We start from the raw sequence: 12837 nt of genomic DNA on the forward strand, positions 1-12837 counted from the left end.
CATGGGTCTTCCTCCTTCGTCCATTCAAAGGTGGAAAATTCCAGTTCGCAATGGCCCGGATACCGGGGGGAAGGTCACTTTGTCCGCGATGTTTTCATTAAATGGTCGAAAATGCTGCGCGATGCGCGAAGGTTCGGTGAAGCCGCACAGCGGCGCTGATCGTTAAGTTGAGCGGCAGCAAAGGGTCGTCAGTTACGTGAGAGTTTTCGCCGCACGTGCCAGATCGATGTGGCAGGAGGTAGGCAGTTTAGGCTCACAGCTGCTTTGCGGCAGCGCATCACGAGGACACCGGGCCCAAACCGCCTCGGCGACTTTAGCGACCGGCGGCAGGCAGCCCTCCACGACATTCGTGCCTGGTGAAGCGACATCGATGCTGCATGTGCGAGATTTTGATGCCACATTCCCAGAAGCAGACACTCGGAAAGGCGTTGGGGCAACCTACGATGCTGCAGGCTGCACAGGCGACAACAATGCGCAGCGAGACGCCTTAGCAAACACAGTCTTCTGACGAGGCGGGCGGGGTTTCATGCTGCGATGCTGCGCGCAGAAACTGCCGTTCGCCGCAAGCGCATCATCCAGGCACACCCGACCGGCAGCAGAGCGGACACGACCGTCGTTTGTGATGTCCCTATGCCGGAAATCAGTGAACGTTGCGCTGCGTGGTGATCTGTCGTTGCCGACAATAACAGGATGCCTCGATTGACACTTCAGCTCGCGCTTTGGCCTTGTCGAGTTGTAGCTTGATGTGCGCGGCTTCCACCGTTTCACCTCGCCGCGTTAGGCACTCGTGCAGGCCGTGCAGGCTCCAGACGTTGCCGGGATGCTGGCAGGCCCTGCTCAGCGTGTCGTCGAGACCGAGATCGGCGCGATAGACTGCTTCGGCTTCATCCACCTGACCTTGCTCCAAAAGCAGCGCGCCCAACGCATGTCGCGTTGGTTGCATCCAGCCCCAAGGTTCATCATAGGGCAGGTTGTCGTCAATCTCGACCGACTTGCGCAGATGCGCAAACGCTGCGTCGTGCTCCCCTTTGTGGTAGGCGAGTTCACCCAACATCATTTGCTCGGCGACTTTCAGGATGTCGCGACAGGTGTTGTTGAACAGCATCCGGCTACCTGACACCTGATCCAGTGCGCCGTGGAACAGAGCCTTCTCAACCTCAGCTTCGGCAATCTGGCGCGTGTTTGCCAGTGCAACTGTGCGCGCGTAGCGCATCATGGCCAAGGTGACGCTGTAGAGATCTTCGTCCTCAGGCAACTCCTGTGCCAAGATATCCTGCCAGCGTCCGAAGCGGATCAACACATGTTGCTTCATTGAAATGAAGCCCTCGAACCAATCGGCCATCGGTCGCAGCGTATCTGCGGGCAGCGTAGAAATCAGTTCCTCTGCCGCCTCCAGAGCCCTTGAAGGCTGACCGAGGAACATCGCGCCGTAGATTTTGAAATGGTAATTGTGGCAACGATAAACGGAATAGAAATTTTCCGCCCCCTCGTGCGCGAGAAATTTTCTGTCTGCCTTAATGGCGGTGTCGTTTCGCAACACGACGTTCATATAGTCGCCGCAGAGCACATCAATGTGGGTCGGCATGTGCAAAAGGTGACCCGCGTCGGGCACCAGCGTGCTCAACGCATCACCGTGGCGAAGTGCCTTTTCAGGTGTCGGGGACATTTCCATCAGGTGAATATACATATGCAACAGCCCCGCGTGCGACCATGCGCCGGGAAGAGATGCAAAGGCGCTCTCGAGGATTGAGATGGCTTCAAGCGTACTCGCGCCTTTCGCAGGTTGACCGGTCGGCAAATCCCAAAGCTGCCAAGGTGTCCGGTTCATGATCGCCTCTGCAAACAATGCGCACACGTTAAGGTCATCTGTGAAGTCCGCATGCACCTTGCGCATCGCATCCGCAAAAGCATCGTTCCACGGTCTAAAGTCCTCGACATTGGCTGAGTCGGGATAACGGGACGGCAGCGCGCGGATCAGAGCCTGCTCAACTGGCGTCAGACGATCAAGAAACTGAAAGGCGGCGCGGATCGAGCTTTGCGCCAGCTCAATGCAGTTTGGCTTTTCGTCCTCTTCGAAGGTCTCCCAGGGCTTGTTGTAGTTAGGCCCGATGCAATAGCTGATGCCCCAATGCGCCATAGCACAAGTAGGGTCTTCCGCCAGAGCGTTGCGAAAACAGGCGATGGCCTCCTCATGGTTATAGGCATAGGTCCAGGCGAGGCCGCGGTCGAACCACACTTGCGCATCGTTAGACGTCGTTGTGACCGCACAGGTGTAGGAGCCAAGGTCATAATATCCCATAGCAAACCTCCTTATGTGAGCGTCATGCTATGAGGATCCGCCTTGTTTGGATAGTACCCACCTGCGGTCGAAGCAGACGCTCACTGCGCTTCGCATTTACGGCTGCTAAGGGCCGGTCACGTCGAGCCCGTCCGTGCCGCAAGTGCGAATCTGTCCATCGGCAGCGAGGTTAGTTTGGGCTCCAAGCGGACCTGCGGCGTTGCAGCGTGACCTCCTTGCCAGACATCCTTCCGATCAACACACGCGGCCCTCAGCGGACTTTGAGACCGAAGGTTTTCGCCGCAGTGCGGCGTCGCCAGACCGGCCGTTCATGCATCGCTCAGCATTTGCGGATTCCGATGCAAGTGCAGTGCAATCGGACTGAAGCTCTATCACCACTATGAGTTAATCAGAACCGAAGAACACTGCTCGAACGCAGAGGGCAACCGGGCAGCCGGCAGCCCCGTGCGTCATTCAGGGAACGATCTTAAAGACATCGCCATGAGCGACGTGGCGGTCATTGGGTAGGTGCGCAAGTCATGCGTCTTTTGATCTCGGTCCTGCCGGAAATCGGAACGTTCGGAGGGGGACTCGGCTACACCGCGATTGGAGGCCCCGGTTTTTGCGATGCTTGCATGATCATTGAAAGGTAAGAGTGACGCCGCATCAGGAATCGATGCAGCTCTTCCGGGTATTCGGGACCGACGGCATTGAGGACGGACGGTCGGCGTGCCAGCGCCTTGCGCCAATCCAGCAGCCGAAACCGGCCGGGGAGAATACCGAATTCGCCCACCTGATCGAAGGTGTCGAAGTAGCGAAACACCGGTCCGAAGACTGCATCGACGAGCGTGAACTGTGCGCCGCCGAAGAATGGTCCGGGGCCAAGGTGCGTTTCCAAACGCGAGAACTTCCCGGTCAGTGCCTCCACTTTCAATGCAAACGCGGTCTCATCTCCGGCCGAGTAGAAGCCTGCGATGTCGTTCAGGATCGAAGAGCCGAACTCGATCCAGCCGCGATGACGTGCGCGCTCCAGCGGATCGGCGGGGTGAAGGGGGTTCGGTTGCGTGTCCTCGAGATATTCGAGGATTGCAGTGGATTCAAAGATTGCGGTGTCGCCCGCGATCAGCACCGGGGTCTTGCCCAGTGGCGATATCCTTAGAAACCAGTCTGGTTTGTTTGCAAGATCGATATAAAGGCGATCAAAGGCGACCCCCTTCTCGGCCAACGCAATGGCTGCGCGCTGAACATAAGGGCAGAGCGTGTGGCTGATCAGGGTGAGCTTGGCGGTCATGCCGGAAACCCCTCGATGTTGGCCGGCGCGATCTGTGGCCGGACGGCAGAAGCACCAAGGCTGGGATCGGGCGTTCTGGGTACGATGAAATGACCATCCTTTCCCGGGCGGCGGATCGCAAAGGCATCATCGTCGAAGTAATGCGTGCGATAATCGGCAAACGAGACTGTGTCCGACACGCCGGGCACCGCCAACATGGTTTCGAGGTGCGCCTGCAGGCCCGGGAAGTCCCGCCACTGCAGGTCCAGGATCATGAAGGCACCCTGATAGGCGGCATCGAACCGGATCGCCGTCGCAAACAACAGAATGTCGGCTTCGCTCAGGCTGTCGCCCCAGACATACCTGTACCCCGTCAATCTGAGGTCCAGCTCGGTCAGGGCCTCGACAAAGTGCCGCCGCGCCGCGTCGTAGTCAGCTTGATTTCTTGCGAACCCGATCCGGTAGACGCCGATATTCACCCTGTCCTTGATCCAGTCGCACCACATTGCGAGGCTCCGATGGCGGGTCGCGGGGATCACCTCGGGCCTCGCCTCGACAGCGGAGAACGCGGCCATAAACTGCGCCAGGATTTCATCCGATTCGGTACTGGCGATGGCATTGCGCTCGCGGTCCCACAGCACCGGAACGGTGACCCGGCCGGTATAGGCGGGATCGTTGGCCCGGTAGACCTCCCAGAGCGCTGTGGCACGCGGGACTGGCGCCGAGGCGTCTGCCGCAAAGGTCCAGCCCGATGGCCCGCCCAGCCAGGGATTGGCCAGCGTCACCGGCATTTTCCCGGTCAGGCCGAACATTGCGTGCGCCATAAGTGCCCGGTGCGCGAAGGGACAGGCGCGCGCGGCATAGAGGTGATAGCTCTCGGGCCGCGCGCGCAACCTGTCGGGGTTGATCCCCACCGCTGGCGCCGGAGTTCTAAAAGAGGTGGCGATATCTGCGGTCCAGCCTTCCAGCTCTTCCAGATTTCGGTGCCAGGTTCCGTTGATCATTCCACGCATTGCCTTGTCCTCCGGTGGTGGGGTGTCGGTGCGGGTCGGCGGGCTTCATCTTTCGAAGATCCGTCGAACTTCCTCCGGCGTGATGCCCATGTCCTCGAGCCGTTCGGCCGGCAGCCGACTTAGTTTCTGCCTATTGCGGTGACGCTGGTTGCACCTGACCAGCCATTGCAGGAGTCTCAGCGAGAGCGGCCGGTGTGACGGCCGAGTTTCTGGAACTTCAGGTGCCCTGCATCGGGTTCTTGAAGAATTCGCAAGCATTGGCTCATTCCTTTCATGCCGACGCAGCTGGCTTCAGCAGCGGTGTCGAGGGTTTCATTGCATAGGCGCCTTCACCCAACAGGGCCTGCGCCACTGCCAGCAGCGTCAGGTAGGCCGGGTACTCCCAGCCGCCATTCGGGTAGGCGAACATCCATCCGTTTCCGAGGTGCGCCCAGGTTGCTCCTGCCAGGATCGGCACAAGCGCCATCGACACCCAGCGGGTCTGGACGCCCAGAACCAACATGATGCCGCCCACGGCCTCAACGGTGGAAACCACGTAAGCCAACCAACCGGGCAGCCCGATGGACTGAAAGAACGCCGCCGTGCCCGGCAGGGTGAAGATGAAAAGCTTCAGGATCAGGCTGTGGGTGATGGACATCAGTCCCAGCGCCGTTCGAAGGAGAAAAACCCCGATTTCGATTTGCTTTCTGTGCGTGATGAGGTCCTCCTGAATATACATGCAACTGCATCTATATTGCGCCTGAGGTGTCGGGGAGTCAATGTTGATGCAATTGCATCTTTGTGATTAAATGAGGTCATGGAAGATCTCACACCCGCCACCATCGCCGCTTGGACCACGCTGATGACGGTCAGCCGAACGCTGTTGGAACAGGTGGAGGGCGCCCTCAAAGCAGAAGGATTACCGTCACTTAGCTGGTATGATGCGCTGTTGGAGATCGAGAAGTCGGGAACTGAAGGCATTCGCCCCTACGCTCTGAAATCCAAACTGCTGCTGCCGCAATACGGAACATCACGATTGCTTGACAGGCTTGTCGCCGCCGGGTTGATCGAGCGACTGTCCTGTGATGACGACAAGCGCGGGTACTCGGTCCGGATCACCGAGGACGGGCGCAAGCTGCGCCGGGACATGTGGCCTGTCTACCGCGATACGCTACGGGGTAATTTCGAAGATCGGCTGACAGATGAAGAGATTAAAACGTTGAACAGCCTCCTCGGAGCGCTTGGCACAACCATCAATGATTGAGGTCTTGCGCGGCCGTCTCATGGCCAGTGAAACCCATCGAATTGGCTTCAACGTCCACGTGACGCACTCAATGCCTTGGACGAAGGTGGCGCACATCTACCGAAAGACATGAAGCCTGCAAGTGGTTCAGCTTATGGAAGGCGACGCCAGAATTGACAGCACCCTAAAGTAATTAGGCTATGCCCTGGAAGACGTGCTGGCAATCGCTGAAACGGAGAAAATTCAAGTACCTCGGGCCGTTTCGCAGAGACGGCCCAAAGGAGGCATTCACCAGGTCGGTTCACGCCGCATTACAGCTTCACCAGACCAGCCGTTCGTGCCTCGCGCAGCATTTTCGAGAAGCGAGTGACGGCAGTGCGGACGGAGCGGACGTCTCTGCAATAAAAGCTCAGGCAATCAGTTTTCGCTGAATTGCGAAAGGACTCAGTCCCAACCATGTCTGGATGGAATCGGAAATCTCGAGCGCTCCACTAAATTCGAACTTGTCGGCCTGTGCGGCTACGTTGGTGACGCCCATCCAGATGGCGGTCATTGTCCGCAGATCGGTGGTGACGAAAAGATCAACGTCAAACCCAGGATCGGCCCAGCAAAGATCGACGTCACCCGCCGCTTCGATCACCAGCCACCAGTTCTGTTTGGTAGACGGAAGATCGTGATAGATGAACTGAATGACCACGCGCTGTTTCGGCAGCGGGTCGGGATTGAGGTTCCGGCGCATGTCCCACATCAGAAGCGATGGGTCGAGGTTCCTGAGGGACAGGGATGACTCAACCCACTTCTGCCCCCACATGCCCATTGATATCACAACCTCGCGCACGTCCTGACCCGCGTCCGTTAGCCGATATTCGAACACGCCCCTCTCGGACGGCACCGGCGTCTTTTCGACGATCCCCGCCGCTTCGAGATCTTTTAGACGTTGCGACAAAAGCGTTGGAGACATCTTTGGCACGCCTCGGCGCAGGTCGTTGAAACGCGTCGAACCCGCGATCATTTCGCGAAGCAGAACCATCGTCCAGCGTGTGCAGAGAACCTCGGCGGCCATGGCGAGCGGGCAGAACTGTTTGTATCCGGCATTTGACATGGTCACCCTTTCCAAGTTTGACCCCAAAGTAGGCACTTGATTGTCGATGCATAGTCCAGAAACTGTATCACCCGATCCAGTCTTGGGACTAGATACGATCAACGGCGTTCTGCAGGCTTCCGGTATCAGGCGCAGCACACCCGCTGCGTCCATGAAAAGGAGCACACTAATGACCGTTTATCTTATCGCCGACATCAAGGTCACGAATGACGGCTGGGTCCCGGAATACGCAACAAACGTCCACAAGCTTGTCGAAAAACATGGTGGTCGCTACCTCTCCCGGAGCGGAAAGATAGAGACGCTGGAAGGCGCCGACAAAGACAGCACTCTGATGGCGATCCTGGAGTTCCCGACCCGCGAGGCGCTCGACAACTTCGCGACCGATCCCGAATATGCACCCTATGGCCGGGCGCGGCAGGCGGGAAGCGTCAGCAATTTTCACGTGATTGATGATACTGATATCGCAGGTGCGATCCCTTATCTGCGTGCGGGTTGACCCCGTACTATTGGTTGCAAAGCTGTTTTGATCAAGGAAGTAAACCATGGATGGAACGTCAAAATCCGAACTGGAGGTTTTGCGATCAGCGACCGCCGGACTGGCGGTAGAAGCGCGGGATCGGGCATTTGAGTTCGAGGATGCAAAGCAGTTGCCAGACGACTTTGTGGCAAAACTCAAGGCCGCAGGTGTCTACCGCCTGCTTGTAGCCCGATCACAAGGCGGGCTTGGCGGCAGCACGCGCGATTGGCTGGATCTGATTATCGCGCTTGCAGAATGTGACGGATCGACGGGCTGGGCCTGTGCGCATGGTGCAATTTGCAGCGCTTTGCTCGCCAACGTTGCCAATCAGGGCTTTGTCGCCGAGGCTATGGCCGATCCTGACATCAGCATCGCATGGTCCAATCTGCCACGCATCCAAAGTGCTGATTTCGTGTCTGGCGGCATGCAAATCTCGGGCGAGTGGGCTTTTGCAACGGGCTGCACTGCGGCGACTTTTCTGGGTGGCATGTTCGTGAAGCCGGGCACCGAGAAAAACGAAACACCGACCCGCATCGTCGCACTTGCACGGGGTGGCGAGGCCAAGATCAAACGTACTTGGGACCCTGGCGGGTTGGCGGCCACAGGTAGCCATAGTGTTGTGTTCGATGATCTGTTCATTCCTGATCAACAGATATTCGAATGGCCCGAGGTGAAGATTACCTCCGGTCTGGACACCGCGATATTCGCCACGGGTACTTGGCTGATCACGATGTGCGCCGCCGCAACCCATCTGGGCATCGCAAGGCGTGCGCTGGACGAGGCCCGTGCGCGGCTGGTGCATTCATCTGGCGCCAGTACAGGGCTGGGGGACGCGTCAAACAGCGAAGCCATCCGCATTCTGGAGCGGGCAGAAGGCATCCTCTTGTCGTGTCGGCTGGCGCTCTACGTCACTGCCGATGCTGTCTGGGACGCCCGCAAGCAGCTCCCAAAAATGCCGACGCAAGCGATCCGCGATGCTTCGCTTATCGGGGTCAGTACCGTGCATCAATGCAGCGAAGTTGTTCGTATGGCCTATGCACAAGGGGGGGCAGCATCGATCGCGCGTACCAGTGCGCTGCAAAAGTGCCTGCGTGACAGCAGTTGTCTGTCGCATCACGTTGCCGCGAATGCCACCTTTCTGGAGGCCCTCGGCCGTATTCGTATTGGACTGGACGGACTTGGCTACCAGATCGGCTGAAAGCAAGTGAGCGCACTCGACAATTGAAACCTAAAGCAGGTCTCGGAACACCCGATAGGCATCTGATCGCCTATCGCTAGACTCTTCACTGATCGACCGTCGGTCAGTAAAGAGGCGAATAGTTCGATCAATAAAAGAATGGACACTCAGACAAGCCGCAGAATTTGTCACTTTTGGGCTCTCACCTGACCTTCTCCGCGCGCGAACATGGGCATGCTAAGCTGAGTGGCGAACGTCGGGTTTGAGCTGTGGTGGATCGAGGTGGATTGGAGGGACCATCATGACCATTGCTAACTTACCGGCCATTCGCGCTTGTCGCCCTGCCTGGAACAAGGGCCGTGTCGTCGGGCAGAAACGACCTCTGATGCCAAAACACGTTTGGGCAATCCGCGTGCGCCTTGAAATCGCCGAGAACCATCGCGACCTTGCTCTGTTCAACCTGGCCATCGACAGCAAGCTTCGCGGTTGTGATTTGGTGAAACTGAAGGTTGCGGACATCTACTCCTCGGGTCAGGTCAAGGAACGGGCTTCGATCATTCAAAGCAAGACGCAGCGCTCTGTGCGGTTTGAAATCACCGAGGGAACGCGCAAATCAATTCTGCGATGGATGGAGGAGCCCCTGATGATCGGGACCGAGTTTCTCTGGCCGGGGCGTTTCCACGAGCGACTTCACATTTCGACACGCCAGTATGCGCGGCTTGTTCACGAATGGGTCAAGTCCATCGGGCTCGATCCGACATCATTTGGGACGCATTCCATGCGCAGAACCAAGTTCGCGCAGGTCTACCGCAAGACCGGCAATCTGCGTGCGGTGCAGCTCTTGCTCGGTCATACCAAGATGGACAGCACCCTTCGATACCTTGGCGTCGAACTTGAGGACGCACTGGCGATCTCCGAAGCAGTTGAAATCTAAAGACATGGGCCGTCTTCGCGGACGGCCCAGAGCTGCCATCCGACCGCCTTGCAGCGCATATCTGCTTTTCGAACTAAATCGGATGTGTTGCGATATTTTGGTGAATGGCGGTATTCCTGAGGCTCCGGAGGCTTTGATTTCACTTCTTCGGCACGGCTTTTAGCGTAAGCGTTTGCGTGGCGATCTTGCCATCGGCAATTACCAGCGTGTCACCGCCGACCTCGTAGACGTTCTCCGCCGTCTCTGCCTTCCAAGCGAAATAGGCGACGTTGTCGTCGAATGCGGTCTGCAGCACCTCGAAGCTCGCGCCGGGCTTGGCGAACTCAGCGATCACCGCGTCAAAGAAGCTGCCGATCTCGGCATGGCCCCGGAACACACCCATTGGCGTGATGAACACGGCGTCCTCGGCATAATCCGCCAGCATCGCCGACACGTCACCCGCGCCGAAGGCGGCGTTGTGACGGTTGAGGATTTCCTTGGCCTGCCCGTCGTCGGCCTGCGCGCCGCAGGGCAGGGTCAGCATCAGCGCGGCGGCTACCGCCGCATTGGTTAGTCGCTGTTTCATCGGTCCATCTCCTCACTCCTGAACTTCAAGGCTTCGCGACACGGCGGGGTCATCCCCGCTCCCGACGGCCCTGTCCCCTGGCGTTCCGATCTCCCAGAAGGACGGCGGCATCGGCGCGCCGGTCCAGGCCGCGGCGACGTCGAGGTCGTTCGCCCCCCACACCACTGTCCGCCAGGCCGGGTCGAAGATCATGTAGCCGGGGTCGCCGATCAGCTCGATCCGGTTGCCCCCGGGCTCGAACATGAACAAAAAAGGCGCGCCTCCGATTCCGTGCCGACCCGGCCCCGCTTCGATCCTCAGCCCGCGCTCCCGCGCCAGATCCGCCAGATCGAACAGGTGCTGGATCGAGGTGTAGTAGAGGCAGAGGTGATGGAACCGCCCCGGCATCCCTCCGGGATCGGGCACCAGCGCCACGTCATGGGACAGGTTCGTGACGCTCAGGAAGCTCGCCAGCAAGTTGCCGTCCGGCAGGTCGACCCGCTCCCGTTCACGGAACCCCAGCACGTCCACGAGGAAATCCCGGTCCTTTCGCGCATCTGCCGTCATCAGGTTGAAATGGTCGATCCGCCGCGCCGGAATCCCGCGCGCCGGGCGCCGCTGCGGTCGGTTGCGCAGCGGCGTGGCCTTGCCCACGGGCGTCAGTGCGTAGTCGACCTCCCAGAAGATCTCCATCGCATGTCCCCCCGGCGTCCGGAACCGGTAGGCCGGGCCGTGGCCCACCTCGCCGTCCATCCATCGCCCGCCGCAGCCCGCTCGCTCCAGCGCCGCCACCTTGCGTTCCAGCGCAGCGGGCGAGCGCACGCGCCAGGCGGCATGGCCAAGACCGGCCTGTGCAGCGCGAGTCAGCTTTAGCGAATGGTGGTACTGCTCCTCGAAACCCCTGAGATAAACAGCGTTGCCCAGAGTCTCGGTCACTTCAAGCCCGAGCAGATCGCTGAAGTAGCCCAGCGACCCCGCCATGTCCGGGGTCAGCAGCTCCACATGCGCAAGGTGAGCGAGGTCCATGTCCGGTTCGGTCATCTCTTTCCCCCTTTCATCGCCGCACCGAGCATCGGAAGGTCCCCGGCCGACTCTGGTTTGGATCGTTTCAAAAAATCGTCCTCCCCTACCCGATTCGTGTCAATCAATTACTTGGATCGTTTCAAAAAACGTGTAGCAATACGTCCATGACCCGACAGACGAAACCCCGGCTTTCAGATGTGGCGAAATTGGCCGGCGTTTCCCTGGGGACAGCGTCGAACGTGTTCTCCTATCCCGCCAAGGTCCGGCCGGAAGTTCGCGAGCGTGTCCACGCGGCGGCCGAGCGACTTCACTACCTCGGCCCAGATCCGGCCGCACGGCTGATGCGCAGAGGCAAGGTGAACGCCATCGGCATTGTCGCCCCGGCCCAGTTCCGCACCGCCGACGCGCTGCGAAACCCTTCCTTCCAGATGTTCATGTGCGGCGTGGCCGAGGTCTGCGACGAAGAGGGCACGAACGTGGTCATCATTCCCGACCCGGCCGTCTCCCCGGCGATCAACTCGGCTCTCGTCGATGCCTTCATCTTCGGGCAAGTCGAGCACCTGTCGGTCGCCCGACCCGCCGAGATGCGCAAGCTCCCTTTCGTGGTGGTTGATTTCGATGGCGGTGAGGGGGTCAACAGTGTCCGCATCGACGCCCGGACAGGCGGCTACCTCGCGGCCAAGCACCTGCTCGATCTCGGCCATCGCCGCTTCGCCGTCATGTCGTTCCTGCGCACCTTCGATCCTGCAATCTATCACCCGCCTGGGCCACAGAGGGACGGGTCGATCGCCGGCATGCCCATCGACCGCGAAAAGATGGAGGGTTATCGCCGCGCCTTCGCGGAACACGGCCTGAACATCGACGACATCCCCGTGGTGCAGGCACATCCATGGGATAAATCGGCGGCCGCGCTGCTCCTCCATCACGCGCCGGACGCAACTGCCTTGCTGTCCATGGCCGCCATGCAGGGTGTGTCCCTCATCGCCGAGGCGAAGCGGCGCGGCAGGCGCGTGCCGGACGATCTCTCGGTCGTGGGCTTCAACGACATTCCCGAGGCACAGCACTCCGATCCGCCGCTTACCGTCATCGACGCCCGCAATGCGGAAAAGGGTCGGATCGCCGCGCGCATGGTGTTCAATCCGTGTCAGCCGACTGCGAAAATGCTAAACCCATCACTCGTTGTCCGCGGCTCGACCGCTCCCGCGATGTTATCCAACCGACAGTCTTGATGTCGAAAAGATTCCTGAGCTGAAAACCGGTTGCAGTAACTGGTAACTCGCTTGGACCGCTCTACTAAGCAAGCGGACAGCCGCAAGACTTGCACGGAACGTCGGCCTCCCGCCCTACCTGCCAACAACCTTCGTGGTTGCGGCGGGAGTGAGCGCCGGCGGCAAACGGAAGGAATGCCCTCACAGTGGACCTTGGTGTCGCCCGCAGCGAATGTCGGCATTCCGCCATTCCTGCTGAACGTGTTCGCGAGCGCAACGAAAACTGAGCATGTGCGGCGAACGGAAGAAAAGTCCGCTCTGCTGCCGGTCGGGTGTGCCTGGATGATGCGCTTGCGGCGAACGTCAGGTTCTGCGCGCGGCATCGCAGCATGAGGCGTAGCCTGACCGCGTCAAAAGGCTGAGTTTGCAACGCCCGCTAACTGCGTATTTTGTTGAAAAACGCTGCTTGCCTGAAGCCCTGAGGGCTGATTCAATTTCCGCGTAAGAGGTGGAGATGGGCGGCGATGACGGGGTCCCGACAGCAAGCGC

Annotated in this window: 13 protein-coding genes; 5 read left to right on the forward strand and 8 right to left on the reverse strand. The window is 59.4% G+C overall.

Going from position 1 to position 12837, the window contains the following annotated elements:
- Positions 1-640 precede the first annotated feature (640 nt).
- From FOY53_RS21755 to FOY53_RS21775, 5 genes are all read right to left on the reverse strand, one after another.
- Positions 641-2299, reverse strand: coding sequence for a tetratricopeptide repeat protein (locus tag FOY53_RS21755; protein WP_146592418.1), 1659 nt, complete (start codon positions 2297-2299; stop codon positions 641-643).
- Positions 2300-2873: 574 nt separating this feature from the next.
- Positions 2874-3569, reverse strand: coding sequence for a glutathione S-transferase family protein (locus tag FOY53_RS21760; protein ID WP_146592419.1), 696 nt, complete (start codon positions 3567-3569; stop codon positions 2874-2876).
- Entirely contained in the window at positions 3566-4561 is a 996-nt protein-coding gene (locus tag FOY53_RS21765) for a glutathione S-transferase C-terminal domain-containing protein (RefSeq protein WP_146592420.1), read from the reverse strand. Before FOY53_RS21765 ends, FOY53_RS21760 begins: the two co-directional genes overlap by 4 nt.
- Before the next feature lie 45 nt (positions 4562-4606).
- Positions 4607-4819 (reverse strand): YjiS-like domain-containing protein, encoded by a 213-nt coding sequence (locus tag FOY53_RS24175; protein WP_146592421.1) that lies wholly within the window; start codon positions 4817-4819, stop codon positions 4607-4609.
- Positions 4820-4832: 13 nt separating this feature from the next.
- The gene (locus FOY53_RS21775; protein ID WP_146592422.1) at positions 4833-5279 is read right to left on the reverse strand and encodes a DoxX family protein; all 447 of its coding nucleotides are present in this window, start codon (positions 5277-5279) and stop codon (positions 4833-4835) included.
- A gap of 78 nt (positions 5280-5357) precedes the next feature.
- Between FOY53_RS21775 and FOY53_RS21780 the strand changes: the two genes are divergently transcribed.
- A complete protein-coding gene (locus FOY53_RS21780; protein ID WP_146592423.1) occupies positions 5358-5804 on the forward strand; it encodes a MarR family winged helix-turn-helix transcriptional regulator in 447 nt (148 codons plus the stop codon).
- A gap of 388 nt (positions 5805-6192) precedes the next feature.
- On the opposite strand, the gene FOY53_RS21785 is transcribed toward FOY53_RS21780, so the two are convergent.
- Entirely contained in the window at positions 6193-6885 is a 693-nt protein-coding gene (locus FOY53_RS21785; RefSeq protein ID WP_146592424.1) for a winged helix-turn-helix transcriptional regulator, read from the reverse strand.
- Positions 6886-7054: 169 nt separating this feature from the next.
- Here FOY53_RS21785 and FOY53_RS21790 point away from each other — a divergent pair, with 169 nt between their 5' ends.
- From FOY53_RS21790 to FOY53_RS21800, 3 genes are all read left to right on the forward strand, one after another.
- On the forward strand, positions 7055-7381 hold the full coding sequence (locus FOY53_RS21790) for a DUF1330 domain-containing protein (protein WP_146592425.1): 327 nt from the start codon (positions 7055-7057) through the stop codon (positions 7379-7381).
- A gap of 46 nt (positions 7382-7427) precedes the next feature.
- Positions 7428-8600, forward strand: a complete 1173-nt coding sequence (locus FOY53_RS21795) for an acyl-CoA dehydrogenase family protein (RefSeq protein ID WP_146592426.1) — start codon at positions 7428-7430, stop codon at positions 8598-8600.
- Positions 8601-8880: 280 nt separating this feature from the next.
- Positions 8881-9513, forward strand: a complete 633-nt coding sequence (locus FOY53_RS21800) for a tyrosine-type recombinase/integrase (protein ID WP_146592427.1) — start codon at positions 8881-8883, stop codon at positions 9511-9513.
- Positions 9514-9652: 139 nt separating this feature from the next.
- Here FOY53_RS21800 and FOY53_RS21805 read toward each other — a convergent pair whose 3' ends face one another.
- Complete coding sequence (locus FOY53_RS21805) at positions 9653-10078, reverse strand: nuclear transport factor 2 family protein (RefSeq protein WP_146592428.1); 426 nt, start codon at positions 10076-10078, stop codon at positions 9653-9655.
- 12 nt (positions 10079-10090) lie between these two features.
- Positions 10091-11098, reverse strand: a complete 1008-nt coding sequence (locus FOY53_RS21810; protein ID WP_146592429.1) for a VOC family protein — start codon at positions 11096-11098, stop codon at positions 10091-10093.
- A 146-nt stretch (positions 11099-11244) separates the two neighbouring features.
- On the opposite strand from FOY53_RS21810, the gene FOY53_RS21815 reads away from it, so the two are divergent.
- Entirely contained in the window at positions 11245-12309 is a 1065-nt protein-coding gene (locus FOY53_RS21815; protein ID WP_146592430.1) for a LacI family DNA-binding transcriptional regulator, read from the forward strand.
- The last annotated feature ends 528 nt before the right edge of the window (positions 12310-12837 follow it).

Source organism: Puniceibacterium confluentis (assembly GCF_007923445.1).
Lineage (GTDB): Bacteria > Pseudomonadota > Alphaproteobacteria > Rhodobacterales > Rhodobacteraceae > Puniceibacterium > Puniceibacterium confluentis.